At 65.5% G+C, this 24,367-nt stretch carries 25 protein-coding genes; 8 read left to right on the forward strand and 17 right to left on the reverse strand.

Features of this window, described 5'->3' with window-relative positions; translation table 11 throughout:
- Positions 1–56: 56 nt before the first annotated feature.
- The 3 genes from DTW89_RS13600 to DTW89_RS13610 all read right to left on the reverse strand — a co-directional run bounded on the left by DTW89_RS13600 (position 57) and on the right by DTW89_RS13610 (position 2,377).
- Positions 57–683: a DUF938 domain-containing protein gene (locus tag DTW89_RS13600; RefSeq protein WP_114656342.1), complete on the reverse strand. Its 627-nt coding sequence runs from the start codon at positions 681–683 to the stop codon at positions 57–59.
- Between the two features lie 384 nt (positions 684–1,067).
- A complete protein-coding gene (locus tag DTW89_RS13605) occupies positions 1,068–1,349 on the reverse strand; it encodes a DUF427 domain-containing protein (protein ID WP_114656343.1) in 282 nt (93 codons plus the stop codon).
- Between the two features lie 143 nt (positions 1,350–1,492).
- On the reverse strand, positions 1,493–2,377 hold the full coding sequence (locus tag DTW89_RS13610; RefSeq protein ID WP_114656344.1) for an NUDIX hydrolase: 885 nt from the start codon (positions 2,375–2,377) through the stop codon (positions 1,493–1,495).
- A 144-nt stretch (positions 2,378–2,521) separates the two neighbouring features.
- Between DTW89_RS13610 and DTW89_RS13615 the strand changes: the two genes are divergently transcribed.
- Both DTW89_RS13615 and gshA read left to right on the forward strand, forming a co-directional pair.
- Positions 2,522–3,430, forward strand: a complete 909-nt coding sequence (locus DTW89_RS13615) for an SDR family NAD(P)-dependent oxidoreductase (protein WP_114656345.1) — start codon at positions 2,522–2,524, stop codon at positions 3,428–3,430.
- A gap of 70 nt (positions 3,431–3,500) precedes the next feature.
- Positions 3,501–5,024 (forward strand): glutamate--cysteine ligase, encoded by a 1,524-nt coding sequence (gene gshA, locus DTW89_RS13620; RefSeq protein ID WP_114656346.1) that lies wholly within the window; start codon positions 3,501–3,503, stop codon positions 5,022–5,024.
- Positions 5,025–5,486: 462 nt separating this feature from the next.
- On the opposite strand, the gene DTW89_RS13625 is transcribed toward gshA, so the two are convergent.
- The 5 genes from DTW89_RS13625 to DTW89_RS13645 form a co-directional block, all read right to left on the reverse strand.
- Positions 5,487–6,128: a hypothetical protein gene (locus DTW89_RS13625; RefSeq protein ID WP_114656347.1), complete on the reverse strand. Its 642-nt coding sequence runs from the start codon at positions 6,126–6,128 to the stop codon at positions 5,487–5,489.
- A gap of 25 nt (positions 6,129–6,153) precedes the next feature.
- Entirely contained in the window at positions 6,154–6,990 is an 837-nt protein-coding gene (locus DTW89_RS13630) for a hypothetical protein (RefSeq protein WP_147277661.1), read from the reverse strand.
- Positions 6,991–7,377: 387 nt separating this feature from the next.
- Positions 7,378–8,352: an IS5 family transposase gene (locus tag DTW89_RS13635; RefSeq protein WP_114656349.1), complete on the reverse strand. Its 975-nt coding sequence runs from the start codon at positions 8,350–8,352 to the stop codon at positions 7,378–7,380.
- Between the two features lie 283 nt (positions 8,353–8,635).
- A complete protein-coding gene (locus DTW89_RS13640) occupies positions 8,636–8,881 on the reverse strand; it encodes an oxidoreductase-like domain-containing protein (protein ID WP_442858113.1) in 246 nt (81 codons plus the stop codon).
- A complete protein-coding gene (locus DTW89_RS13645; RefSeq protein ID WP_024815773.1) occupies positions 8,878–9,132 on the reverse strand; it encodes a hypothetical protein in 255 nt (84 codons plus the stop codon). The genes DTW89_RS13640 and DTW89_RS13645 overlap by 4 nt, the downstream gene beginning before the upstream one ends.
- 251 nt (positions 9,133–9,383) lie before the next feature.
- On the opposite strand from DTW89_RS13645, the gene ylqF reads away from it, so the two are divergent.
- Positions 9,384–10,334, forward strand: a complete 951-nt coding sequence (gene ylqF, locus DTW89_RS13650; RefSeq protein ID WP_114656350.1) for a ribosome biogenesis GTPase YlqF — start codon at positions 9,384–9,386, stop codon at positions 10,332–10,334.
- Positions 10,335–10,376: 42 nt separating this feature from the next.
- Here ylqF and DTW89_RS13655 read toward each other — a convergent pair whose 3' ends face one another.
- On the reverse strand, positions 10,377–13,850 hold the full coding sequence (locus DTW89_RS13655; RefSeq protein WP_114656351.1) for an MASE3 domain-containing protein: 3,474 nt from the start codon (positions 13,848–13,850) through the stop codon (positions 10,377–10,379).
- 157 nt (positions 13,851–14,007) lie between these two features.
- Complete coding sequence (locus DTW89_RS19540; protein ID WP_201741005.1) at positions 14,008–14,151, reverse strand: hypothetical protein; 144 nt, start codon at positions 14,149–14,151, stop codon at positions 14,008–14,010.
- A gap of 251 nt (positions 14,152–14,402) precedes the next feature.
- On the opposite strand from DTW89_RS19540, the gene DTW89_RS13660 reads away from it, so the two are divergent.
- On the forward strand, positions 14,403–15,338 hold the full coding sequence (locus DTW89_RS13660; RefSeq protein WP_114656352.1) for a succinylglutamate desuccinylase/aspartoacylase domain-containing protein: 936 nt from the start codon (positions 14,403–14,405) through the stop codon (positions 15,336–15,338).
- An 18-nt stretch (positions 15,339–15,356) separates the two neighbouring features.
- Here DTW89_RS13660 and DTW89_RS13665 read toward each other — a convergent pair whose 3' ends face one another.
- Complete coding sequence (locus DTW89_RS13665) at positions 15,357–15,896, reverse strand: DUF924 family protein (RefSeq protein ID WP_114656353.1); 540 nt, start codon at positions 15,894–15,896, stop codon at positions 15,357–15,359.
- A gap of 120 nt (positions 15,897–16,016) precedes the next feature.
- Entirely contained in the window at positions 16,017–16,811 is a 795-nt protein-coding gene (locus DTW89_RS13670; protein ID WP_114656354.1) for a pseudouridine synthase, read from the reverse strand.
- A gap of 107 nt (positions 16,812–16,918) precedes the next feature.
- Between DTW89_RS13670 and DTW89_RS13675 the strand changes: the two genes are divergently transcribed.
- The gene (locus DTW89_RS13675; RefSeq protein ID WP_114656355.1) at positions 16,919–17,254 is read left to right on the forward strand and encodes an ankyrin repeat domain-containing protein; all 336 of its coding nucleotides are present in this window, start codon (positions 16,919–16,921) and stop codon (positions 17,252–17,254) included.
- A 25-nt stretch (positions 17,255–17,279) separates the two neighbouring features.
- Positions 17,280–18,215, forward strand: a complete 936-nt coding sequence (locus tag DTW89_RS13680; RefSeq protein ID WP_114656356.1) for a DHH family phosphoesterase — start codon at positions 17,280–17,282, stop codon at positions 18,213–18,215.
- Positions 18,216–18,260: 45 nt separating this feature from the next.
- Here DTW89_RS13680 and DTW89_RS13685 read toward each other — a convergent pair whose 3' ends face one another.
- The 3 genes from DTW89_RS13685 to DTW89_RS13695 form a co-directional block, all read right to left on the reverse strand.
- On the reverse strand, positions 18,261–18,695 hold the full coding sequence (locus DTW89_RS13685; protein WP_114656357.1) for a thermonuclease family protein: 435 nt from the start codon (positions 18,693–18,695) through the stop codon (positions 18,261–18,263).
- A 321-nt stretch (positions 18,696–19,016) separates the two neighbouring features.
- On the reverse strand, positions 19,017–19,433 hold the full coding sequence (locus DTW89_RS13690) for a VanZ family protein (protein WP_114656358.1): 417 nt from the start codon (positions 19,431–19,433) through the stop codon (positions 19,017–19,019).
- Complete coding sequence (locus tag DTW89_RS13695) at positions 19,430–20,350, reverse strand: ketopantoate reductase family protein (RefSeq protein ID WP_114656359.1); 921 nt, start codon at positions 20,348–20,350, stop codon at positions 19,430–19,432. The genes DTW89_RS13690 and DTW89_RS13695 overlap by 4 nt, the downstream gene beginning before the upstream one ends.
- A gap of 274 nt (positions 20,351–20,624) precedes the next feature.
- Here DTW89_RS13695 and DTW89_RS13700 point away from each other — a divergent pair, with 274 nt between their 5' ends.
- Entirely contained in the window at positions 20,625–21,179 is a 555-nt protein-coding gene (locus tag DTW89_RS13700; protein WP_024815760.1) for a DUF2242 domain-containing protein, read from the forward strand.
- A gap of 47 nt (positions 21,180–21,226) precedes the next feature.
- Here the strand turns inward: DTW89_RS13700 and DTW89_RS13705 are convergent, their stop codons facing one another.
- Complete coding sequence (locus DTW89_RS13705; RefSeq protein WP_114656360.1) at positions 21,227–21,763, reverse strand: pseudouridine synthase; 537 nt, start codon at positions 21,761–21,763, stop codon at positions 21,227–21,229.
- Positions 21,764–22,166: 403 nt separating this feature from the next.
- On the opposite strand from DTW89_RS13705, the gene gltS reads away from it, so the two are divergent.
- Entirely contained in the window at positions 22,167–23,363 is a 1,197-nt protein-coding gene (gene gltS / locus DTW89_RS13710; RefSeq protein ID WP_114656361.1) for a sodium/glutamate symporter, read from the forward strand.
- A gap of 122 nt (positions 23,364–23,485) precedes the next feature.
- Here gltS and DTW89_RS13715 read toward each other — a convergent pair whose 3' ends face one another.
- On the reverse strand, positions 23,486–24,364 hold the full coding sequence (locus DTW89_RS13715; protein ID WP_201741006.1) for a peptidoglycan DD-metalloendopeptidase family protein: 879 nt from the start codon (positions 24,362–24,364) through the stop codon (positions 23,486–23,488).
- Between the last annotated feature and the right edge of the window lie 3 nt (positions 24,365–24,367).

Below are 24,367 nucleotides of genomic sequence, written 5' to 3' on the forward strand. Positions count from 1 at the left end.
CACCCACCCTGAAACCATGAGCGACTCATCCCTTTCCCCCATGACAGCGCCCTTTTTCATTGCCCGTGTTGCCACACCAGCAGCAGGTTGTTGGCGGGCAGCGCGTGGCGCGCAACCAGGCGCAGGCCGGCGTGCTGCGCGTGCCGCGCCACATCGCTGAGCGCACGAATGCCCCAGGCGGGGTTCTGCGCGCGCAGGCTGGCATCAAACGCCAGGTTGCCGGGGGATGTGGGCACATTGACTTCGAGGTAGGGGCCGTAGGTAACCAGGTGCCCGGTGGGCGCCAGGTGGTGGGCGGCGCCCTGCATCAGGCCGGCGCAGCACGCCCAGGGCGCAATGTGCAGCATGTTGGCGCAGTAGATGAGGTCAAAGGGGGCATCGAACGCAGGGCCCGTGCTGGGCCAGCGGTCGGACAGCACGTTCAGCAGCAGCGGTGCGTGCACGTTCCGGGCGCTTGCGTCGGCGCTCCACGCGGCGATCGAGGCGAAGCCCGCTGGCTGCGCATCCGTGGGCTGCCAGGTCCAGCCGGGCAAGGCCGCCGCAAAGCAGGCCGCATGCTGGCCCGTGCCGCTGGCAATCTCCAGCGCGGCGCCCTGCTGGGGCAGCAAGGTCTGCAGCACTTCCAGGATGGGGCCACTGTTGCGCGCGGCGGCAGGGCTGTGTGCACGGGCGTGGGAGGACATTTTTGAATAAAAAGTGGCTCTGGCGCTTATTGGAAAAGCGCAAATAGCTATTAAAAAGTGAGTGTTTTACGCAAACTGCTTTTCACCGGGCGCATGCTTAAAAAGTAGGCAATGCGACGGATTCCTTTACCAATCAAGGACTTGGCGCGGCCATACAGGGCTTGTCAAAAGTTATCCACAGCATTGTCCCGTGCGGGCTGGGATAAACCGGTGCCCCTGCATCCTGTGCTGCCTAAAAAACAGGCGGTGCAGGGGATTCCTTTACAAATCAAGCACTTGGCGTTGCCATACAGGGCTTGTCAAAAGTTATCCACATGATTGTCCAGTGCGGGCAGGGATAACCCGAGGGGTCTGGGTGCGGCTTCCATGCGCCGTCAGGGTGCGTCAGGCGGCTACCTTGATGCCTTTCCAGAACGCAATGCGGCCACGGATCTCTTCGGCCTCAGGCTTGGGGTCGGCATAGGTCCAGGCGGCATCGGGGTTGAGCTCGCCCTGGACCAGCAGCGACAGATAGGTGGCCTGGCCTTTGCGTGGGCACATGGTCTTGTGGTTGCTGAAGGTGACGAACTCGCGTTTGAGCGCACTTTCGGGAAAGTAGTGGTTGCCGTCCATCAGCACGGTGTCGTCGCTCTCGGCAACCACCACGCCGTTCCAAGTTGCTTTCATGGGAATCCTTTTACAGTAAAAACGGGCTGTAGCGCTTGCTGCACAAGCGCGAGCAGCTATAAATTTAGTAGTAATGGCCAAGGGCCGCCACCGGTGTGCAGCACGTCCATGCCACCGCTGTGCTGCCCATGAATTGTCGCGGGTCAGCGAAACAGCGCCTCAAACCCGTCTTCGGGGGTGAAGCGGCGCGCGTGGTAGTGCAGTCGCGTGGGGCCGGGCAGGGCGCGCTCGCGCACCGGGTGCATGGCGTCGCCGGGGTAGCAGAGCACGCGCACGCCGTCGTGGTCAAACGGCTCGGGCAGGATGAGGGGCGGTGGCTGGCGGCGCGCGGCATCCAGCACGCTGGCCACGCTGGCGTGGCGCGCCAGATGGGCCAGGCTCGTGATTTGCGGCGGCGCCAGGTCGATGCGGCCATCGCGGTATTGCTCCAGTGCCGCGCGCGGCGCCAGCCACACGCTGTCGGTGGTTTCTTCGTTGTCGTGCAGCGCGGTCTGGTCGGCGGGCGCCTGGGCGACAAAAAAGCGCGTGTCAAAGCGGCGGGTGCCCATGGTGGGTGCCAGCGGCGTCACCCAGCGCGACCAGGGCGCGAGCTGGCGGGTTTGCAGGCGCAGCTGTAGTGCGCCCAGCACCTGCGCAAACGGCTGGCCTTCGCGCAGCATGGCGCGTGCGCGGGTGGCATTCACCGCCGAGGTGCCGCCCAGGGGCTCGGCCAGCAGCAGGCCGCATTCCTCCAGGGCTTCGCGCAGCGCGGCCACATACAGGCCGGCAGCGGTGGCGCTGTGGGTGTCGGGTTCGTTCAAGTTTGCATGCAGGGTGGCGTGGGGCTGGTCGAGGTGGGTGTCAGCGTCCAGGGTGGCGTCGTCGGCATCGAGCTTGCCGCCGGGAAATACATACACCCCCGCCATGTTGGACGCCTGGGCGTGGCGGCGCAGCAGCAGCACCTCGGGGCCAGCGGTGCTGTCGCGCAGCAGCACCACGGTGGCGGCTGCGCGGGGAGGGTCAGGAAGGCCTGGGGCTGCGGGTTGCATGGAAATCCTTCAAAGCGTTGGGCAGTCGCACCCGCTACCGGGATCGGGCGTGGCGTGCCTTAAAGTGCGGGGCAATGGCGCAGGGTGCACGGTAGCAGAGCCTGCGCACATTCTTTATCCCCCAGACGACAGGAGAGCAACAGCATGGCGATCAATTTCAACGGCCGCGTGGCCATCGTGACGGGCGCCGGCGGCGGCCTGGGCCGCCAGCATGCGCTGGCACTGGCGGCGCGCGGCGCCAAGGTGCTGGTCAATGACCTGGGCAGCGGCGTGCACGGCGAGGGTGGCTCGGTCAGCCCGGCGCAGGCGGTGGTCGATGAAATCCGCGCCGCCGGTGGCGAGGCGCTGGCCAATGGCGCCTCGGTCACCGACTTTGCGGCGGTCGAAGCCATGGTGCAACAGGCCATCGACGCCTGGGGCAGGGTGGATATTCTGGTGAACAACGCCGGCATCCTGCGCGACAAGAGCTTTGCCAAGATGGACATGGCCGACTTCCGCCTGGTGGTGGACGTGCACCTGATGGGCGCAGCCAACTGCTGCAAGGCCGTGTGGCCACACATGGTGGCGCAGGACTACGGCCGCATCGTCATGACCACGTCGTCCACCGGCCTGTATGGCAACTTTGGCCAGGCCAACTACGGTGCGGCCAAGCTGGCCCAGGTGGGCCTGATGCAGACGCTGGGCATTGAAGGCGCCAAGCACCACATCCATGTGAACGCCCTGGCACCGACGGCCGCCACCCGCATGACCGAGGGCCTGATGCCCGAGGAGGTGCTGGCCGCCCTGAAACCCGAGGCCGTGGTGCCCGCCATGCTGGTGCTGGCGCACGAGAGCGCACCCACGCGCACCATTTTGTGTGCGGGCGCGGGCACCTTCGAGGCGGCGCACATCACGCTCACGCAGGGCATTCACCTGGGCCTGGGCGCCGATGTGCCCGAGCAGCTGGCCGTGCGCCTGGCCGAGGTGACCGACCGCACTGGCGAGCAAATACCACAAAGCGGCGCAGCCCAGGGCACCAACGAAGTGGGCAAGGCGCTGGCGGCAAGGGTTTGACCGGGCCGCAGGCGGGCAGTGCTGCTCCGTGCTAAGTTCCGGGCCGACCCCGTAGATCGGTAACAAAGATATGAGCACCTTGCAGCAAAAAATCACCGCCTGCCCCCCCGATGCCCTGGCTGGCATCCGCCGTGGCATCGAAAAAGAAGGCCTGCGCGTGCTGCCCACGGGCGATCTGGCCCTTACGCCGCACCCGGCGGCGCTGGGCTCGGCGCTCACGCACCCGCACATCACCACCGACTACAGCGAGTCGCAGATCGAGCTCGTCACAGGGGCGCACCGGGGCGTGCAGCAGTGTCTGGATGAGCTCACCGAGATCCACCAGTTTGCGCTGCGCACGCTGCACGAGCAGGGCGACGAGATGCTGTGGGTGTCGAGCATGCCGTGCCGCCTGCCCACCGACGAAACCATTCCGCTGGCGCGCTACGGCAGCTCCAACGTGGGGCGCGCCAAAAGCGTGTACCGCATGGGACTGGGCCACCGCTACGGCCGGCGCATGCAGACCATTTGCGGCATCCACTACAACTGGTCGATGCCGGGGGTGACGAGCGAACAGTATTTCGCCCTCATCCGCAACTTTCGGCGCCACGCCTTTGTGCTGCTGTACCTGTTTGGCGCCTCGCCCGCGCTGTGCCCGTGCTTTGCGCAAGGGCGCCCGCACGCGCTGCAGCGCCTGAGCGACCAGGCGCTTTACCTGCCGCACGCCACCTCGCTGCGCATGGGCCGCCTGGGCTACCAAAGCGACGCGCAGGCCACGCTGGCCGTCAGCTACAACGGCCTTGATGGGTATGCCGACTCGTTGCACGAGGCGCTCACACAGCCCTATCCCGCCTACGAGGCCGTGGGCGTCCGCAACCCGGGTGGCGACTACAACCAGCTGGGCACCAGCCTGCTGCAGATCGAAAACGAGTTTTACGGCACCATCCGCCCCAAGCGCGTGATTCAGCCCGGCGAGCGCCCGCTGCATGCGCTGCGCGAGCGTGGGGTCGAATATGTCGAGGTGCGCCTGATGGACCTGGACCCGTTCGTGCCCGTGGGCATCACGGCTGAAACCATGCGGCTGCTCGACGTGTTCCTGCTGCACTGCCTGCTGTCAGACAGCCCGCCCGACACGCCGCAAGAAATCACCGAACTCAAGCGGAACCAGCACCTCACGGCCGAGCGTGGCCGCGAGCCGGGCCTGTGCCTGGTGCGCAATGGCCAGAATGTGCCGTTGGTGGACTGGGCCGCCCAGGTGCTGCAAGAATGCGCGCCGCTGGCCGCTGCGCTGGATGCCTCGCACCACAGCACCGACTACAGCGCCGCGCTCGCCAGCGCCCGCGCCACCCTGGCCAACCCGGTGCAGACGCCCTCGGCCCGCGTGCTGGAGCACATGGCGCGCGCGCACGGCAGCAGTTTCACCGGCTTCAGCACCCACCAGTCGGCCCAGGCGCGCGATGCGCTGCTGGACCTGCCCTGGAGCGACGCCCAGCAGGCCCGGTTTACCGCGATGGCCGACGAATCCGTGGCCGCGCAAAAGGCCATCGAGGCGGCCGACACGCTGCCCTTTGAAGAATGGCGCCAGCACTACATGGCGGCGCAGGGGCTGGGCTGAGCCCTTGGGCGGGTTCAGGGCAGGGCAGGCCAGGCTCAGGGCGAATGGCCTCTGACTGGGTTCGATGAGGAATCGGCGAACTCGTGGTCATTCATTTTGTGCGGTATTGCCTGATTTGGGTGCCACTGCCGACGGGCTGGGTGCGACCCGTTGCTGCCCTTCGAGCTTTGGCGGCTGATACCTGCTTCGCAGTGATTGCTGGCGGTCGAAGTAGCTCGCTGAACTCACGTCCTCGGCAGCATCATGGTCATTGGGCAACCGCGAACGGAGCGGAGGGAATGACTGGTGTGAAAGGTACTGCCGACATCGCCACTATCGGCGCTCAGCCCACTCCGCGTCGGCCAATGCAAAGACTGCTCCCCAAGGCTTAGGACTCACGTCAACCCGCTCTGGCACTTGCGATGCGCACGCCGTTTGGCTGCGAAGAGTTTGGCTCCTGGTTCACCTCATTCCTGAAGACGGTCACCCGCAGTTACTTTTTGCAGTTTCGTCCCACATGCAGGGTCGGCCATGGATACCGGGCTTCATGTCCATCTCCTTCAAGTGATCCAGCATGCCCTCCACAAACCGATCTGGGCAATAGAAGGTACGGCCGGTTGACAATTCTCTCCCCATCAACACCTTCCAGCCGCCCGGCGGGACGAAGCAGTTCCGACCGAAGTACCAGAACCGCGCGGAGACCAGCGCGTTCTTGCCGCTGGTGTCGTGAATCTTCGCATCCTGCTCATGCGAGTTGTTTGGGAGCTGTTGGTACAGCCCATCCGCATCACGCCAGTAGATGTTGTCGCCGGATCGAACTTCAGGGTCGCGCGCGTCCAGACTCGGCCGCTTCTTGAGAAAGCGCGGATCGTTGAAATACGCTGACAACTCTAGCGGTTCCTCGGTGACTTGCATCAGGTACACGAGTCCGCCATAGGGGATGGAAACGCCGTGCTCGCGAGCGTTCTGAACCAGCGCCTTGGAGGTGAATCCAGCCACCCAATCGCCCCTGCCGCGTGTGCGGCGCACGGCCGGCTTGCAGGTGGCCAAGGTGAGGGCGCCGTGGAACGGATTGGGGGCAAATCCAGTGTCGTGGGTCATCTTGTATCCCATTGCCTTGTTCATCTTTCATGGCCTCTCTATCTGGTTGCTATCTCATCAAGGACATCAGCCAGTCTTGCGCGTCCGAGCTTGCGCCGGTGTCCATGACGAATTCCTGTCCCTTGCCGACGGTCTGAAGGTGCAAGGCGCCTTCTTGTCGAGACCAGCGGCTTGCATCGGTGTGGTACGTGAGCTTCAACCCGGAGGTAGACGGGTCCATCCAGTCAGGCACACGCCACACGGAGCGCGAATGGCCCGGCGCGGTCAACCGCAGGCGGTCGGTCCAGTGTGCAAAGACGCCGGCGCCCGGAAACTTCCCGCCAAGCAGGGACTTCGCTCCAATGTAGATGGTGTTGCTCTTGCCGATGGTGTCGGCAAAGGCGACGTGCGGATGGTCCCCCAACCAAGGGTTGCGTTCTGCGCAGTCAGGTGCGCCAGGGTCCAACACCGCACCGATCTGCAACCACCCGAAGAGGCTGTGGATGTCGGGCGCTCCCGGCACATACCGCCACCGCCCGCCGATGACCTCGGCCTGGCGGAACCAGCCGAAGAAAAGGAACAGGTCACCCTGGCCGACACCTTGTCTGGCCAGATGACCTTGCGCAGCCGCCACCTGCCCCAGCGATGGTTGCCAGCCAGCCAGCCTGGGAACGGAGGGGCTCTGAAGATCAGGATCGAGATGGACCAGGGTGTCCGGCCCGATCTTGCCGCCCGTGAGATCCGACACCAGCGTGTGCAGGGGACCGGCTGAACTCTGAATGTCGCGAAGCGATCGACCTTGCCTCGAAGGGATTGGCAACGGCAGCAAGGTGCCGTCCGACAGGATGGGGCTTGGCACTCCCCCATATTGAGAGTCAAAGCCTTTGCGGCTGAAGATTAGTTTCATGATCTGTGGTTTCAGTCGGTCGTTTGCACTTGTGACGTTTGCCGTCCACGCTGTCACCCAAAGAGAACTGGGCTTGCACTACCAAAGCCTCGGCCAAGTCTGCCTGGACCGCCTGTCTGGCGCTCAGCCGCTGGCGCAGGTCGGTGACACGGGGCCCAGTTTTGATGGTACAGCGGTCATACGAGCCGCCGCTTGTCGACTGTCAGAAATGGTCGGCATAGCCACTCCGACTGCCGCCCGGGAAGGACTCGTTACAACCTAAGGCTACGCTGAACAAGCCGTCGAAAATTTCCGCGCAAACCTGGATGACGCAGTTTTTTGGACTTTTATGCCTCTCGCGCGGCCCATTTGGGCAGTTCGCGGGGCGCTGAGGCCCGATTTCCGCCCTTACGGGCGCACCTGTCCCAACAGATGACTGCGGCACAGGTAAATGTTGGCCAGCGCCAAGGCCGTGAACGCCCGCGTGGCGTTCTTCTGAAGCCCGCGGTAGCGCACCTTGGTGAATCCCCACAGGCGCTTGACCACCGCAAAGACATGCTCGACCCGGGCACGCACCCGCGATTTGTTGCGGTTCTTGGCCCGCTGAACTTCGTCCACCTCGCCTGCACGGCGGGTGCGCTGGTTGGTGAAGTCCTTGGCCTTGGGGGCCTTGCTCGCTATCAGTGCTTTCTGGCTGGCATAGGCCGAGTCGCCGTACACACGCCGCTCATTGCCATGCAGCAGATTGGGCAGAGGGTGTTTGTCATGCACGTTGGCCGCCGTCACCACGGCGCTGTGCGCCAGCCCGCTTTGGCTGTCCACGCCAATGTGCAGCTTCATGCCGAAATACCATTGCTGGCCTTTGCGTGTCTGGTGCATATCGGGGTCGCGCGCCTTGTCGGCGTTCTTGGTGGAGCTGGGCGCTGCGATGATCGTGGCATCCACGATGGTGCCGGTGTTGACCTTGAAGCCGCGCTCCTGCAATTGCTGGCCTACCTTGGCAAACAGGGCTTCACCCAGTTTTTGCTCATTGAGCAGTTTGCGAAACTTCAGCAGCGTGGTGGCGTCGGGCACGCGTTCGCGGCCCAGGTCAATCCCCACAAAGCGGCGCAGACTGGCACTGTCATACAGAGCCTCCTCGCACGCCAGATCGGCCAGGTTGAACCAGTGCTGAAGAAAATGGATGCGCAGCATGCGCTCCAACCCAATGGGCGGACGGCCGTTGCCGGCCTTGGGGTAGTGCGGCTCTATCACCTGGCACAGGGCGGCCCAAGGCACTATTGTCTCCATGGTCCGCAAGAACTCTTCACGTCGGGTGGGCTTGCGCGACTGCTCGAATCCGTTGTTTTGATCTGCGGCCATTGCCAGGGTCTGCTGCTTCATCTGCGGATAACGTTTGAGAAGCGACAACGGTGGACCTTGATCAGCATTGCCTTAAAGCGATCGGCAGTCCCGGCACTCCGAAAATCAGCTCCTGGCCGACAGCAGCCGACCAGATACACCCCTGTTGATGGTGCGGCTGACACTGAACCCGGCACATCGAAACGGCGGTCTGACTAGGCAGCATCAAAATAATGGGTCATTTCCCCCGGTATCCGCCGCGTGTCGCCAGACACTCAAAAATGAGTGCTGCGAGCGCTCATGCAGCAATAGCTGCGGGCCTATTTCAATCGAGATTGACAGAATCAATCTGCAGCAGCGCCTCCTGTCGCCAATATTCGGCAGCATCGAGATACCCCTCCCACACGCAGCCGTTGCAGCCGCGCCCGCAGCAGGTGGTGGGCTCTGGCGGGGGTGCCCGCAGTAGCACGCTGTGCGCCCGGGCTTGCTGCTGCAGCGCCTCGAACATGGCGCGGGCCGAGGGGGCGTCGGTGGCGCGGGCGGGCACCTGCACCCGTGGTTCTGGCGTCACGACTGGTTGCGGGCCTTGGTTGCCGCCGCCCGGCGCATGGCGTAGCGCACCATGAAGCCGCCCCCCAGCACCAGCGCAAACCAGCCCACCAGCGCCGACTGCGCCATGATGTCCTGCACGCTGGGCGAGCGGGCCACATAGGGGGCGATCAGCACCACCAGTCCAATCAGCGCGCAGGTGACGCCCTTGAACAAAAGCTCTTTGTCGGCCTTGTTGGCAGGGCTTGCGGGGCGGTTGGCGGGTGAGGGCATGGCAGGGGTGAAACGGTGGGGAACGGGACGCGATTATCCTAGGAGGCTCTCGAACTTGGAAATCGTCGGCTGCAAAGCGGCCGCAGCGGTCCATTTATTCCCGTCTTTTTGCCCCATAGCCGGGCTATGGCGCTGCAAACCCGGCAAAAACTGTCCTCGCTGGGGCCGTTTTTCGCTATCGACGCTCCAAGTCCGACAGCCTCCTGGCCACCCTCAGCCCGAACAGAACAATCAAGAAAGTACCCCCTCGCATGGCCATCCAGTGGTTCCCCGGTCACATGCACCTGACCAAGAAAGCCATCACCGAACGCATCAAGGACATTGACGTGGTGATCGAGGTGCTGGACGCGCGCCTGCCCGGCTCCAGCGCCAATCCGCTGCTGGCCGAGCTCACGGGCCACAAGCCAACCCTCAAGGTGCTCAACAAGCAGGACGTGGCCGACCCCGAGCGCACGGCGCTGTGGGTGGACTGGTACAACGCCCAGAGCGCCACGCGCGCCGTGGGGCTGGATGCCTCAGACCCCGCGCCCGCCCGCAAACTGATTGACGCCTGCCACCTGCTGGCGCCCAACCGGGGTGGCATGGCCAAGCCCATGCGCGTGCTGATCTGCGGCGTGCCCAACGTGGGCAAGTCCACGCTCATCAACACCCTCACCAACAAGCGCCAGGCCAAGACGGGCGACGAGGCGGGCATCACCAAGCTGGAGCAGCGCATCACGCTGGCCGACGATTTTTACCTGTGGGACACGCCCGGCATGCTGTGGCCGCGCATCGTGGTGGTGGAAAGCGGCTACAACCTGGCCGCCAGCGGCGCCATTGGCCGCAATGCATACGACGAAGAATTGGTAGCGCTGGAGCTGCTGCGCCGCCTGCAAACGCACTATGCGCCCCTGCTGGAGGCGCGCTACAAGCTGGGCCTGCCCGCCGGCGCCATGGCCAGCATGCACGACGAAGACCTGCTGGCCGCCATTGGCAAAAAGCGCGGCGCCATGCTGGGCGGCGGGCGCGTGAACCTGCAAAAGACGGCCGAGATCGTGATGACCGATTTCCGCACCGCCATTTTGGGCCGCATCACGCTGGAAACGCCTGCCGAGTTCGAGGTCTGGCGGGCCGCCGGTGCGCTGGCGGACGCCGAGCGCGAGGCCAAGAAGCAGGCCCGTGAAAACCGCAAGAAGAAGGGCAGCGGCACCCGCGAGCCCTGAGTCCAGAGCCCTACGCGGACCCGACGCGGCACCAATGGGCAGTCAATCGGGCAGCTGGTAGTTCTTTTTCCGCACCAGCCGGCCCATGGCGTCGGCCACCTCGGGGTCGTAGAGCTGGCCCCGGTTCTTGTCGATTTCGGCCATCGCCACATCCAGGCCCAGCGCAGCGCGGTAGGGGCGGTGCGCCGCCATGGATTCGATCACGTCGGCCACGGCCAGCACGCGCGCTTCGGGCAGGATCTCGTCACCCCGCAGGCCGCGTGGGTAGCCGCTGCCGTCCATGCGCTCGTGGTGCTGGCGGATGATTTCGGCGATCGGGGTGGCAAAGCTCACGTCCTTCAAGATGTCGTAACCCGCCTGTGCGTGGCATCGCACCAGTTCCATCTCCAGCGGGCTCAGGCGCCCGGGTTTGGACAGGATCTCGGCAGGCACGGCGATCTTGCCGATGTCGTGCACCAGGCCCACCAACTCCAGGTTTTTGCAGCGCTCTGCGTCCCAGCCCATCTCGCAGGCAATGTCGCCCGCAATCAGGCCCACGCGGCGTTCGTGGCCGGCGGTGTAGGGGTCGCGCAGCTCGACCATGTTGGAGATGGCCTGCAGCGTTCCCTGCATGGCGCCTTCGAGCTGCTGCACATAGCTGGCGATCTGTTCCTCGGCGCGCTTGCGTTCGGTGATGTTCTGGGCCATCACGATGGTGGCGGGCTGGCCATCGTCCCAGGTGATGATGGAGGCGTTCAGGCCCAGCTCGATCAGCTGGCCATCCTTGCGGCGCATGGGCAGGGTGTATTTCACGTTGCGTGCACCGGCCGCCAGCTGCTCCCAGGCCTGGTGGATGCGCGCCAGGTTGTCGGGGGCGGTGGTGGTGAACTGCAGCACGTCCTGCCCCAGCAGGTCTGCTCCAGACCAGCCCACGATTTCGCAGAAGCGCGGGTTCACGTAGATGAAGCGGCCGTCGCGGCGCACATAGATGCCGCTGATGGTCTGCTCGATCATGTTGCGAAAGCGTTGCTCGCTCTCCTGCAGCACCTGTTCGCTTTGGCGGATTTCTGTCAGGTCGGTCCAGACGATGATGGCCTCGTCGCCCACCATGGTCATCGTGCCTCGCGCCATGCGTTCGCTGCCGTCCTTGCAGCGCAGGTGCATTTCAGGCAAAAGCAAGCTCTCGCCTTTCGGGTTTTGCGGCGAGGCGTGTTGCCACAGCTCCAGCACCTGCCGGCACTGTGCGTGGTCGGCACACACGCGCTCGGCCCACATCGACAGGGTGGAGATCTCTTGGGGCGTGTAGCCCAGCCACTGCTGCAGGGCCGGGTTGCAGGCCAGCAGATCGCGCGTGCCCAGCGAGAAAATCTGCATGGGCAGCGGCGAGGCGGCGAACACCTCGCTAAAACGGTACTCCGAGAATTGCACCTTCTGTTCGGCCTGTTGCAGGCGGTTTTCGCTGGCCAAGCGGCCGAAGGCGAAAGAAAGCTCGGCCGCCATTTCGGTGAGCAGGCGTATTTCGTCGGCATCGAAAACAGTGAGCCCGCGTGCATACAGGCCAAAAATCCCCAGCAAACGTCCTTCGCAGGCCAGTGGCATCACGGCGCGCTCCTGAATGCCTTGTGCGTGCAGAAAAGTCAGCCAGGGATCGGTGTCGTCTGCGTAGGTTGCCGGGATGGAATGCAGGTGGATCTCGCCCTTTGCCAAGCCGCCCATCAGCTGGTACCACGGGCTTTGAGGCGATTGCAGCGCCTGGGTCAGCAGCAGCAGATTTTCTGCCGGGATGCCATGCGAGCGGTGAAGGTGCAGCGGGAAACCACCCGTTTCCGTGAGCGCGATGAACATCATCGGGAACTTGCCGTGGGTGAGCAGCGCTTCGTAAAGGTTGGCCAGCAAGGTGTCCTGGTTGTTGCTGTGCGCCACGGCGTGGTTGGTGGCGCTGAGCATTTCGTACAGGTTGGACAGGCGCTGTACCTTCTCCGCCGCCTGCATGCGCTCGATGGCGCCGCCGATCTGCTGCACCACGTTGTCGAGCAGGGCCTCGTCTTCGGGCAGGAAGGATGCGCCGGCTGCGCTGGCCTCGGGCGGGTACCAGGCGTGCAGCTGCGCGCGGGGCGTGTGGTGCACGCTGATGGCGCGCTCCAGCCACAGCGTGGGGCGGGGACTGGGGATCTGGTCGCCAAAATGCCCCCAGTCGCCGGTGATGGCCACTTGCACCTGGTCGGGCAGCACAAACCCCGCGTTCAGCCGGTCGATCACGCCTTGCAGCAACTGCGCCAGCGTCAGGCCGGGCGTTTCGACCAGCTGGGCGATGGCGTGCATGCAGCGCAGCTCCTTGATGCGCTCGCCCAGCGCCAGCACCAGGGCCTCGCGCTCGGCCGCCAGGCGCCGCCGGTCGGTGATGTCGCGCACCACCTGCACGTAGGCGTTTTGGGCATGGGGGGCGTGAAACGGGGCCACACTGCATTCAATGGCATTGCGACCGTGGTTGCGTTCGATTTCCACCTGAAAAGCTGCCTTGGCGGTCTGCATGCCCTGGCATACCGGGCAGGCGGCGGCGCTGACCTCGGCGTCATGGAACAGCGCATGGCTCGACTGGCCCACCAGTTGCGCGGCAGCCTGGCCCGCAAAAAGAGCCGCCGCCGCATTGGCCTGGTGGATCTTGCCGTCGGCCGTGACGATGAGCGTGGGGTCGGGCACCGCGTCGTAGGTGCTGGCAGCACGCGCCAGCATGCTGAAGGGCTCACGCAGGGTGCTGTGCACCAGTGCCAGGTAAACGTACCAATACGCAAAGATCTTGAGCAGATGCCCGACCAGGTTGGCTGTTGCGTACACGCTCACATAGCGGGTAAAGGCCAGTTCGGACAAGATCATGAACACCACGGCCGCCATCAGGTTGGCCAGCAGGCGCGTGGACATGAGGGCGCGCTGGCGCCACAGCAGTGCCAGCGCACCGGTCAGCAGACCAATGATCACGTATTCGGCGTAAATCTTGAAAGGCGTCAGCCCCTGGCCGTCCACATAGGCGGCGGGAAAGAAATCGTTGGCAATCAGCGCTGCGCTCAGCAAAGCGGCCATGCCAAAGCCCGCCTGCATCAGCAATGGGCGCACGCTGCGGTACAGCAGCAGGGGCGCAGAGACCAGTGCCACCGCCTGGATGAAGCGGGCGGCCACCCACAGCTGTATGGCCGGGTCGGCACTGTTGCCGGGCAGCAGCTGCATGCCGTCGAGCACGACCATGTGCAATAAATCGAGCGCCCCGCACCAGCCAATGGCCACGGCGATGTACACCACAAAATGGTTGCGCGTGAAGCGCTGCGAGGTGGTGGCCACCACCAGGGCCACCATGGCAATCACGATGGAAAAAAGCTCGGCCAGCGTGTGAAACAGCAAGTAGTTCACCCCCGCGCCCACCCAGCAGATGACCGACATGAGCACGGGCACAGGCAGGCTGCGCAGCACCAGCTGCCAAAGGGGCGCAGGCGGTGCGAGTAACGTGGATGCTGCAGCAGGGGAGGGGGCTGGCGGCATGGGCATGGTGCCCGTGTGTCAGGGCGTTGTTCGATGGGCCATCGGCGTCAGCAGGCGGCGCTGATACCGGCAGAAAGGGTGTTCGTGGCTCAGGTGAAACGGCATAACCCCTCTTTCTGCACTGGTGAGCAGCTTTTTAACCAATAGCAAGCAAAGGCGTCGCCTATTTGTTCTTGTCCTTGCCGCGCGGGATCACTGCTGTCGTCGGTGGCATGGGGCGGTCAGAGCCGTGGCCCTCTTTGGGTGGTGATGTGTCTTTCTTCGGCTTTTTTGCCATCTTGTTGTTGTGCATTTGTCCTTTGGCCATGGATCCTCCTGGGTGGGTCTCGGGATGGGACCACTGTGGGACGGATGGTACGTCACAAACCGGCCGCTCCGGCCTGTTGTGCCTGTTTTGCCGCAGCCCTGGTGCGCCCGCCGCCAGCGCGTTCTGGCTATCTTGGTGTGGCAGGCGCTGTGGGCGTTGTTTTGGCACTGGCGGGCAAGCGGGGAATGGCCGCTGGAGGCCCCTGGTTTTGCGCATACCATGGCGGGCCGCTTTGTTTTGAGTGCCCAGACATGACCCAGAATCCGCCCGTCTTTGAAGTGCTGCCCCGAGACCTCTCGGCCTACCGCGTGGGCAATGTGGGCGTGGACTATGTGCACCGTTTCGAGTCGGGCCAGCCCGGGCCGCATGTGCTGATCAATGCGCTCACCCACGGCAATGAGCTGTGCGGCATGGTGGCCGCCACGCACTTGCTCGACACCGGCGTGCGGCCCCGGTGCGGCACGCTGACCATCAGCTTTGCCAACGTGGCCGCCTACGAGTCGTTCAACCCCGCGCGCCCTTTTGACAGCCGCCAGCTGGTGCACAACCTCAACCGCGTGTGGTCGGCCGCAGAGCTGGACGGCACCGCCGACAGCCCCGAACTGGCCCGTGCCCGCGCCCTGCGCCCCGTGGTGGCCGCTGCCGATCACATTCTGGACATCCACTCGACCAGCCAGGATGTCGAGCCCTTCTGGGCGTATCCGGCCTATGCGCGCAATGCGGCGGTGGCCCAGGCCATTGGCAGGCCGCCTGTGCACCTGGTGATGCCGCAAGGCCTGGGTTCGGGCACGCCCCTCATCCAGCACGGCAGCCATGGCCTGGCCGACGGGCCTGGTGCGGCGCTGGTGGTGGAGTGCGGGCAGCATTTTCTGCAATCGGCGGCCGACATGGCGACGGCGGTGGCGCTGGATTTTCTGGCCCATTTCGGGCTGATCGAAGCGGCCCCCGGCAGACCGGCGCCTGGCCCGCAGCGCCGCTATGAGCTGCTGCAGACCTGCATGGTGCGCACGCCGGATTTTTGCTTTGTGCGCCCGCTGGTGGGCTTTGAGGTGTTTGCCAAAGATGCGCTCATTGCCACCGACGGGCCCCACGAGATTCGCGCCCTGTGCGATGGCTGCACCGTCATGATGCCCACGCGCGAGCCCATCGTGGGCCGCGAGGCGGTCTACCTGACGCGGCCCCTGTGAGGGCCAGTGGCTGGTGCCTTAGAAAGACGAACCCGGCTGGGCCATGAACGCCAGCTCGCCCGGCGTGGACACGCGCCCCAGTGCGGCATTGCGGTGCGGATAGCGGCCAAACCGCGCAATGACGTCGCGGTGCAGCACCTCGAAGCGCAGGTTGTTCTCCAGCCCCGGCTGGTCAAACAGCACCATGGCCTGGGCGTGGATGGCGGGCGATTCGCTGTGCATGTAGGGCAGGTAGGCAAAGGCCCGCTGCGCCGGGGGCAGGGTGGCATCGTGGCCACCGGCCACCAGCTCCTGGGCCAGCACCAGGGCCTGGGCATCCTGTGCAAACGCCAGCGGCGTGCCGCGATGGATGTGGCGCGAGAACTGGTCGAGCACCACGATCTCGGCCAGCCGCCCCTGCGGCGTGGCGCGCCACTCCCACAGCTCGCAATGCTGCGCCGCCTGCCAGATGGGCCCAAAACGCACGCGGATCATGGCGTCGATCGCGTCTTCCTGGGCAAAGTGCTGCGCGGGCGAGAGTTCTTCGAACCAGAAATGAAGGATGTCTTCGGCTTGCATGGCAATGGTTTATGTGTCAAAAATGGCTCTAGCGCTTGATGATAAAGCGCGGCGTGCTATGAAAAACATAGTTGCCGGTTCGGTGCCCCGCACAGGCCTTCGGCCACTGGCCGTGCCTGGCTAGCGTGCATCGGGCGAGGCGTGCCAGGGCAGCCGTGTCAGCAGCCGTTGCCAGTCTGCCGTGGGGGCTGCCGCACCGTTGTCTGGCAGCACGGCCTGCACTTCTGCGGCACGGGGTGGGCTCCACGCAGGCAGCTGCAAGCTGCTGTCAAATACCAGGGCCGCGCCCGACACGGGGTGCGGCACGGTCAGCTGCCAGGCGTGCAGCCACAGCCTTTGCTGGCCCAGCCGATCGGCCCACCAGCGGTTGATGGGGCCCTTGCCATGGGTGGCATCGCCAATGATGGGGTGCGCCAGGTGCTTGAGGTGGCGGCGGATCTGGTGGCGCCGCCCGGTGGTAGGCACGGCCTCTACCAGCGAGGCGCGCGTGGTGGCAAAGCGGGCGTCGCTGGCCTCGGGCAGCGTGAGCTGTGCCATGCGACGAAAGCGCGTGTGGGCATCCTGCACGGCGGCATCCGCCGGGGCATCGTCGGGCTTGAGGGCATGATCCACTTCCACCGCTCCGGGCGCCCAGCCGCGCACCACGGCCAGGTAGCGTTTGTGCGTCGCCCCGTGCTCAAACGCCTGCGACAACGCGCGTGCAGCCGCGCTGTGCAGCGCCATCACCAGCACGCCGCAGGTGCCCTTGTCGAGCCGGTGCACGGGATACACATGCTGGCCCAGCTGGTCGCGCAGCATCTGCATCACAAAGCGTGTTTCCCCCGCGTCCAGCCCTGTGCGGTGCACCAGCCAGCCGGCGGGCTTGTAAACCGCCACAAGGTGCTCGTCGCGCCAGAGGATGTGCAAGGGGGGCATGGCGGGGTGGGGGAAAAAGCAGCGGACAGGTAGGGAAGGCGCGGATTGTGCAGCACGCCCGCCTGCCTACACTGCATCGATTACCGTTTGCGCAGAGGATTCACGTTATGTCAGGTGGAGACTGGAAGGACATGTACGCCGCCGCCCTGGCTGGTGACCTGGCGCTGGTGCGCTACCACATCGCTGCGGGTGTGAACCCCAACTACCAGCACCCCGAGATCTTGTGCACGCCGCTGGTGGCCAGCCTTATCCACGGGCATGACGACGTTGCGCGTTACCTGATTGCGAACGGGGCTGACCCGCAGCTGCGCTCGGACTTCGATGACCTCACACCGCTGCAAGCCGCGCGCCGCTACCAGCGCACCGAGCTGGTGGCGCTGCTGCAGGCCCGGGGTGCGCAGGAAGAGCGCACGCCCTGGTGGCGGCGCTGGCTGCCCATCTGAGCGGGCGCAGCGACAATCGGCGTCCATGACGAAGAAAACCATACTCCCCCTGCAACTGCTGGTTGCACCCGACAAGAACGATCCCGCGCCGCTGGTCCTCTACCACGGGCGCAATTGCCCCGACGGCTTTGGCGCCGCACTGGCCGCATGGCTTTACTACGGCGAAAGTGCCGAATACCTGGGGCTGGACCACGGCGATGTCAAAACGCTGGACGACCTGCCGCCCGTGGCGGGCCGGGCTGTCTACATCCTGGATTTTTCGTTCTCGGCCGAGGTCCTGCACGCCATCGAAGAGCGGGCCGCCAAGCTCGTGATGCTGGACCACCACAAGAGCGCCGCCGAAAAACTCACCGGCTTCGCCTGCCGCTGCGGCGTGGTGCACTTTGACATGAACAAGTCAGGGGCCAGGCTGGCATGGGAGTTCTTTCACCCCGCGCAACCCGTTCCGGCACTGTTCCAGTACATCGAAGACCGCGACATCTGGAAATGGGAGTTCCCCGAGAGCGCGGGTTTTCTGTCGGCTCTCGACATGGAGCCCCAGACCTTTGCACGCTGGCACGAGATTGCCGCGTTCACGCCCGGGCAGCTTGCGCAGTTCATGGCGCGCGGCGGCGCCATGGACGAAAAATACCGCAAGCTCGCGGCCGATATGGCCGAGGGTGCGCAGCCCCTGGTGTTCAACGGCATCGAAGGCCTGATGGTCAATGCCCCCGGCATGTTCCACAGCCTGGTGGGCGACATGCTGTCGGCCAAAACCGGCACCTTTGCGCTGATGTGGAGTGCGGGCACCTCGGGCGTGAAGGTGGGCCTGCGTGCGCAGCGCAATTTCGACTGCATTGCGCTGGCTGAAAGCATGGGCGGCGGCGGTCATGCGCAGGCCTGTGGTTTCAAGATGGGGGCCGAGCGGCTTGTCGAATTGCTCAGCGGTGTTTTCAACGCACAGCCGGGGGCCGGCAACTGAAACCCGCCGGCTGCGCAAGGCAGCCAGGGGCATTGCGTAGCGCGATCAGCGCTGGTGCCTGTGCCGATACACCCACGGCGCCAGCGGGCGTGGCTGCGCCCACAAACCCCTGCGGCTGGCGCGGGCCTGCTGCTGCATAGGCGCCAGATGCGGGTGCTGGTCGGCATAGGGCGTGTACACCCACGCCAGGCCGGCGCTGACCTGCGACGCCGCCACATCGTGGGTGCCGCAGCGCACATTGGCCACGGGGCGGCCATAGGCATCGTGCGACAGGATGTGCAGCGTGGCGCGTTGCCGAAAGCAGATCTGTGCCAGGTGCTGCCGTGACTTCTGGCCAAAGGCCTGCTTGCGCTCAGGGGCGTCGATGGCAGCGATGCGCACCTTGAGCTGCCGGTAGGCACCGGGCGTGCCGCAGCGCGCGGTCAGGGTATCGCCGTCGCTGATGGCGACGACCAGGCAGAGCAAGACGGAAATGGGCACGGTTGCGTGGAAAGAAAGAAATCAGGCCCATGAAGACGGGCGCGGGGTGGGGCGGCGCAGGCGGCGCGCGCAGCACAGCGGCGACTATAAGCCTCGCGTGCATGCAGGTTCTTCACCGGTTATGTGGCGGGGCTTGCTGCCCAAACAACGGGCAGCGGGCTGCAGGCCAGTGCTGGCGCGGGTTTTGCGGGTTCTTCTGCTGCTTATCCACAGGGTACTGCACATTGGGCGGGCATAACATCCAAGGTGTGGGCAACTGCTCGCCCGGCGCATGGGGCAAACCTGCTGGCGATGGCGCCCAGGGTGTGGTCCGGCGGGGGGCTACCGGGGTTCTGCCGCCTTTGCCATCGGCTGTGACCGCCGGGCCAGAAGGGGGAGCAGGCGCCGGGGGTGCCAGGCCAGTGCCCACCCCGCTGCCAGGCCCACGGCATCGGCCAGCCAGTCGCTCCATTCGCCATAGCGCCAGCCGGTGGCGGCCTGCGCCAGTTCGATGGCGCCGCCAAAGGCCAGCAGGGCAAGCACCATGCGCCAGGGCTGGCGCGGATAGGCCAGCAGGCCCAGCAGGGCCAGCGCGGTGAAGGCCAGGGCGTGCTGGGCCTTGTCCCACAGGCTGAAGACCTGTGGCGGCAGGTAGGCAATGGGCATCAGCGACAGCACCGCAACGCCCAGCGCGGCGGACCAGAAACACACCAGCAGACCACGGTGCAGCCATTGCGGATTGCGTGCATCGGCCCTCATGCGGCACCGCCTTGCACGGTGGGCAGGTTTTTCTCCAGCAGCCGCACCAGCGTGTGCAGCAGCCGATTGACGGGCGTGGCAATGCCCAGCGCCTCGCCCCGGCGCACGATGAAGCCATTGAGGTGGTCGATCTCGCTGCGCTTGCCGCGTGCCAGGTCTTGCGCGGTGGACGACATTTGCGCGGGCATGGTGGCCGCCAGGTGCAGCACGGCGTCAAGGGTGTCCGCCGGCAGAGCGATGCCGCTGGCCTGCGCTACCTGCTGGCACTCGTGCACGATGTCTTGCATCACCTGGGGCACGGCCAGGCCGGGGCTGTTCATGATCTCGCCATAGGGCAGCCGGGTGATGGCCGACAAGGCGTTGTAGGCGCAGTTGAGCACCAGCTTGGCCCACAGCGCGCTGGCCACATTGTCGGACACCTGTACAGGCACGCCCGCTGAGCCCAGGGTGGCGGCGATGTCTGCGCTGGCGGGCGATGGCGCAATCACCAGCTCGCCGCGCCCGTGGTGCCGCACATGGCCCGGCCCCGCCATCTCGGTAGCCACATACACCACGGCCGGGATGACGGGGTGGCCAATGGTCGCCTGCAGGCGCTCGGCGTTGTCCACGCCGTTTTGCAGGCTGAGCACCACAGCGCCCTCGGCCAGGTGCGGGGCCAGCGCGCGGCCCGCGCTCTCGGTGCCGGTGGATTTGACGCAAAAAAGCACCCATTGCGCGCCATCTGCGGCGCTGGCATCGGTGCTGGCGGCCACGCGCACCCGCTCAGTGAAGGCCTGCGTTTCAAGCAGCAGGCCGCTGGCGTTGATGGCCTCGGCATGGTGCGCGCGGGCAACCAGGGTGACCTCGTGGCCTGCGCGCGCCAGCATGCCGCCGTAGTAGCAGCCCACCGCCCCCGCGCCCATTACGGCAATTTTCATGGAATAACCTTTGTCTCAAGCCCGGCGGACACTGGTGGCAGGCGCAATACCGCCCTGCCGCTGCAGCCAGCCCGTTTTCGGGCAAAGGCGCCATTGTGCGATGCCCGCGCCCACCGCATGGCCCGCCGGGGAACCGGCCACCCCCTTTGTGGTCAGATGCCCAGTGGCATGATGATGCGATGCCCGCGAAAAATTTCACCCCGAGGAGTGCCCGGCTTTGAGTCTTTTCTGGATGCCCCAGCGCACCTCTTTTCACGCTGCTGAAACTGCGCCCATGGGGCGCCGTGCTTTGAGAGCCGCCCTGTGCCTGTGGGCCGGGTTGGGCGTTGTTGCCCTGTTGGCCGGTTGCTCCGCGCCAGCCAAGGTGTATTCGCCCCAAGAGAGTTTTGGTTCTGTGGCCACCTATTCGCGCCTGTTCGACGCCGCGCCCGCGCAAACCTGCGAGGCCGCCCGGCGTGCGCTGCTCAGCCAAGGCTACATCATCAACACCCATGTGCCCGAAATGGTGGAAGGCCGCAAGAACTTTCAGCCCGAGGCCGACGCCCACCTGCAGATGATGATTCGGGTGGTGTGCGTGCCCGAAAGCGCCAACGGCAAGATCAGCCTGGGCTTTGTGACCGCGGTGCAAGACCGCTACACCCTGAAAAAAACCAACAACTCCGCCAGCCTGGGCGTGGGCGGCGTGGGTTCGGTGTCGTTGCCCTTGTTGTCCACGGACGAAGCCCTGATCAAGGTGGGCAGCGAGACCATTGCCTCGGATGGCTTTTACGACAGTTTTTTTGAGCTCGTCAGCCGCTACCTGGTCATGGGTGAGGGGGCGGTGGAATAGTGCGTGCGGGGTGAGATTCGTCCAGCCCCCGCTTCATTCAAGCCATTTCAGTCGGCCCAGTCGCCCGGCGCCAATCCCTCCAGCGTGTGCGGCCCGATGGCCGCGCGAATGAGCCGCAGCGTGGGGTAGCCCACGGCGGCCGTCATGCGGCGCACCTGGCGGTTGCGGCCCTCGCGGATAACCAGCTCGATCCACGCCGTGGGGATGGCCTTGCGCTCGCGGATGGGCGGGTTGCGCTCCCACACGGCGGGCGGTGGCTCCAGCAGGCGAGCTCGGGCCGGCAGCGTGGGGCCGTCGTTGAGCTGCACGCCGCTGCGCAGCGCGGCCAGCGCGGGCTCTTGGGGTATGCCCTCTACCTGCACCCAGTAGGTTTTTTCCATCTTGAAGCGCGGGTCGGCAATGCGGGCCTGCAGCTTGCCGTCGTTGGTCAGCAAGAGCAGGCCCTCGCTGTCGGCATCCAGCCGCCCGGCCACATACACGCCGGGCAGATCGATGTAGTCTTTCAGGCCCTGCCATTTGCCCTCGGCCGTGAACTGGCTGAGCACGCCATAGGGTTTGTTGAAGCGGATCAGGCGGGCAGTCATGGGCGTTTATTGGACGGGGTGTGTGCGTTGAGCGGCGCAACAAGCTGCTTACCAAGTGGTGCAGTGAGCGGCGCGGTGTGCGGGCTGCCGAGCATAGCTGCTGCACGCCGCGTGCCGGAGAGCATCGATGCCGGTGACTCGATGCTGCCAGATCGGCGCCATCCGCAGCCGCTTTCTCGATTCCGGCAGTCACTGCGCTTGCCGTCTTTAGCGATTCAACGTGCGGGCGCCACAGGCCAGCGCCGGATATTTTTTCAACGCCGGGTCGGACGATCGGGCGTAGTTCAAAGGATAAAATACCAATCTAGCGCTACTGGCGCTTGCGCTTGATGCTATTTATTCAATAGCTAATTATTCTGGCATGTGTTGCCTGACCCCCACCAAGGAATCAAGGAGACACCCCATGGTCACCATCCAGCTCGACATCGCCCAAACCATCGGCATCGCCGCCATCTTGCTGGTGGTGGGTGAGTTCATCAAAAAGCGCGTGAATGTGCTCGCGCGCTACTTCATCCCCGGCCCCATCATTGGCGGGCTGGTGTTCTCGGTCATTGCGCTGGTGGGCCACCAGACGGGCCTGTTTGCGTTTGAGTTCTACGACAACATGCGCGCGTTTTTGCTGCTGGTGTTTTTCACCACCATCGGCTTTTCGGCCAGCTTTGAGCTCTTGAAAAAAGGCGGCGTGGGCGTGGCGCTTTTTCTGGCGGCAGCGGTGGGGCTGGTGGTGCTGCAGAACCTGCTGGGTGCCGGGCTGGCGGCCGCGCTGGGCGTGCACCCGCTGATTGGCGTGGCGGCGGGCTCCATCTCGCTCACGGGCGGGCATGGCACATCGGCGGCATTTGGACCGCTGCTGGAGCAGGCGGGCGCCGCTGGTGCGCTGCCCGCTGCCATTGCGGCGGCCACCTACGGCCTGGTGTCCGGCTGCGTGATTGGCGGCCCGCTGGGCACGCTGCTCATGCGCCGCAATGGTTTGCACCCCACCGGTGCCGCAGCGGGCGTGAAGCCTGATGCAACCATCTTGCAGGCACCGTCATCCGCACTCACTGGCGACACGGTGATGTACGCCAGCATCCTGATCACCGTGTCCATTGGCGCGGGCACGCTGCTGGTCAACTGGCTCAAAGGCATGGGCATCACGCTGCCTTCGTACCTGGGGCCCATGCTGGTGGCCGCCGTGGTGCGCAACATCATCGACTGGCGCGATGCCGAGCTGCCACTGCGCCAGTTCGAGGTGGTGGGCAATGTGTCGCTGGCGTTCTTTCTGGCCATGGCGCTGATGTCGATGAAGCTGTGGGAGCTGGCCGAGGTGGCCGGGCCGCTGCTGGTGATCCTGCTCGCGCAGACGGTGCTGATGTTCGTGTATGCCTACTTCGTCACCTTCCGCGTGGTGGGGAGCGACTACGACGCTGCCGTCATTGCCGCTGGCCACTGCGGCTTCGGCATGGGCGCCACGCCCAACGCCATGGCCAACATGCAGGCCTTTACGGCCGTCAATGGCCCATCGGTCAAGGCGTTTTTTGTGATCCCGCTGGTGGGCTCGCTGTTCATCGACTTCTTCAACGCGGTGATCATCACCGGGTTCATGAACTACTTGAAGTAGCGCCGTGCAGTCGCGCAGCCTGGGAGGCGGGCGTGGCCTGGGCGAGGGCCGCCGAACAAGGGCCGCCCCGCAGTGAGGGAAGCGTCCCCCTGGGGGGAAGGCGCGCAGCGCCTCAGGGGGGGCTACAAAAACAATGCGGGGTCCACCATGGTGCGGTTCAGCATCACGCCCCAGTGCAGGTGCGGGCCCGTCACGCGGCCAGTGGCGCCCACCTTGCAAAACGCTTCGCCGGCCCTCAGCACATCGCCCACGCGCACGTCCATGCTGCTCAGGTGGCAATACATGCTGAGCAGGCCCTGGCCGTGGTCCAGCCACACGGTGCCCCCGTTGAAGAAGTAGTCGCCCACGTCAATCACCTTGCCCGGCAGCGGCGCCACGATGGGCGTGCCCGTGGCGGCGGCAATGTCCATGCCGCTGTGCGGATTGCGCGGCTGGCCGTTGAACACCCGCCGCAGCCCGAACGAGCTGGAGCGCCGCCCCGGCACCGGCACCTGCATGCGCAGCGACTGCAGGGCGCCGCCCGCGGGCTGCTCGCTGAACGTGGCCATCACCTGCGCCTGGTGGTCGCGCTCGCGCTCAAAGCGGGCCTGGTCTTCGGGCGACAGGTCCACTGTGCGCGGCGACACCTTCAGGTGCTGCTCTTTGTACTGCTTGGGCGCCACGATGTAGGGCACCTGCCGCGCGCCGCCCCCGTCGGGCAGCAGCACGCTGATGTGCGCATCGCCCAGCGCCGCCGACAGCGGTATGCCGACTACGGCCGTCCACGCGATGGCATCGCCCAGCACGAGCACCGGCACATCGGCATCGCCCTGGCGCGCCTGCGCCACCGGGCGCGTGGCCGCCGGGCCCAGCGACAGGCGCACCACGCCGCCAGGTACCGCCAGCGCTTGGGGCCACACCGTGGGGGCTGCGGGTTGCGGCTTTGCATCGCGGCCCAGGGCCGGCAGTGCTAGCAGGCCGCCCGCACCCAGCAATGCGGCGCGGCGGGTGAAGAGGGGCAGGGC

Source organism: Acidovorax sp. BoFeN1, assembly GCF_003345135.1.
Classification (GTDB): Bacteria; Pseudomonadota; Gammaproteobacteria; order Burkholderiales; family Burkholderiaceae_C; genus Acidovorax; species Acidovorax defluvii.

Excerpts from the sequence above, each read along its gene's own strand:
- DTW89_RS13600 (WP_114656342.1), bottom strand. The coding sequence starts at position 683 with ATGTCCTCCCACGCCCGTGCACACAGCCCTGCCGCCGCGCGCAACAGT.
- DTW89_RS13605 (WP_114656343.1), bottom strand. The coding sequence starts at position 1,349 with ATGAAAGCAACTTGGAACGGCGTGGTGGTTGCCGAGAGCGACGACACC.
- DTW89_RS13610 (WP_114656344.1), bottom strand. The coding sequence starts at position 2,377 with ATGCAACCCGCAGCCCCAGGCCTTCCTGACCCTCCCCGCGCAGCCGCC.
- DTW89_RS13615 (WP_114656345.1), top strand. The coding sequence starts at position 2,522 with ATGGCGATCAATTTCAACGGCCGCGTGGCCATCGTGACGGGCGCCGGC.
- gshA (WP_114656346.1), top strand. The coding sequence starts at position 3,501 with ATGAGCACCTTGCAGCAAAAAATCACCGCCTGCCCCCCCGATGCCCTG.
- DTW89_RS13625 (WP_114656347.1), bottom strand. The coding sequence starts at position 6,128 with ATGAACAAGGCAATGGGATACAAGATGACCCACGACACTGGATTTGCC.
- DTW89_RS13630 (WP_147277661.1), bottom strand. The coding sequence starts at position 6,990 with ATGAAACTAATCTTCAGCCGCAAAGGCTTTGACTCTCAATATGGGGGA.
- DTW89_RS13635 (WP_114656349.1), bottom strand. The coding sequence starts at position 8,352 with ATGAAGCAGCAGACCCTGGCAATGGCCGCAGATCAAAACAACGGATTC.
- DTW89_RS13645 (WP_024815773.1), bottom strand. The coding sequence starts at position 9,132 with ATGCCCTCACCCGCCAACCGCCCCGCAAGCCCTGCCAACAAGGCCGAC.
- ylqF (WP_114656350.1), top strand. The coding sequence starts at position 9,384 with ATGGCCATCCAGTGGTTCCCCGGTCACATGCACCTGACCAAGAAAGCC.
- DTW89_RS13655 (WP_114656351.1), bottom strand. The coding sequence starts at position 13,850 with ATGCCCATGCCGCCAGCCCCCTCCCCTGCTGCAGCATCCACGTTACTC.
- DTW89_RS19540 (WP_201741005.1), bottom strand. The coding sequence starts at position 14,151 with ATGGCCAAAGGACAAATGCACAACAACAAGATGGCAAAAAAGCCGAAG.
- DTW89_RS13660 (WP_114656352.1), top strand. The coding sequence starts at position 14,403 with ATGACCCAGAATCCGCCCGTCTTTGAAGTGCTGCCCCGAGACCTCTCG.
- DTW89_RS13665 (WP_114656353.1), bottom strand. The coding sequence starts at position 15,896 with ATGCAAGCCGAAGACATCCTTCATTTCTGGTTCGAAGAACTCTCGCCC.
- DTW89_RS13670 (WP_114656354.1), bottom strand. The coding sequence starts at position 16,811 with ATGCCCCCCTTGCACATCCTCTGGCGCGACGAGCACCTTGTGGCGGTT.
- DTW89_RS13675 (WP_114656355.1), top strand. The coding sequence starts at position 16,919 with ATGTCAGGTGGAGACTGGAAGGACATGTACGCCGCCGCCCTGGCTGGT.
- DTW89_RS13680 (WP_114656356.1), top strand. The coding sequence starts at position 17,280 with ATGACGAAGAAAACCATACTCCCCCTGCAACTGCTGGTTGCACCCGAC.
- DTW89_RS13690 (WP_114656358.1), bottom strand. The coding sequence starts at position 19,433 with ATGAGGGCCGATGCACGCAATCCGCAATGGCTGCACCGTGGTCTGCTG.
- DTW89_RS13695 (WP_114656359.1), bottom strand. The coding sequence starts at position 20,350 with ATGAAAATTGCCGTAATGGGCGCGGGGGCGGTGGGCTGCTACTACGGC.
- DTW89_RS13700 (WP_024815760.1), top strand. The coding sequence starts at position 20,625 with ATGGGGCGCCGTGCTTTGAGAGCCGCCCTGTGCCTGTGGGCCGGGTTG.
- DTW89_RS13705 (WP_114656360.1), bottom strand. The coding sequence starts at position 21,763 with ATGACTGCCCGCCTGATCCGCTTCAACAAACCCTATGGCGTGCTCAGC.
- gltS (WP_114656361.1), top strand. The coding sequence starts at position 22,167 with ATGGTCACCATCCAGCTCGACATCGCCCAAACCATCGGCATCGCCGCC.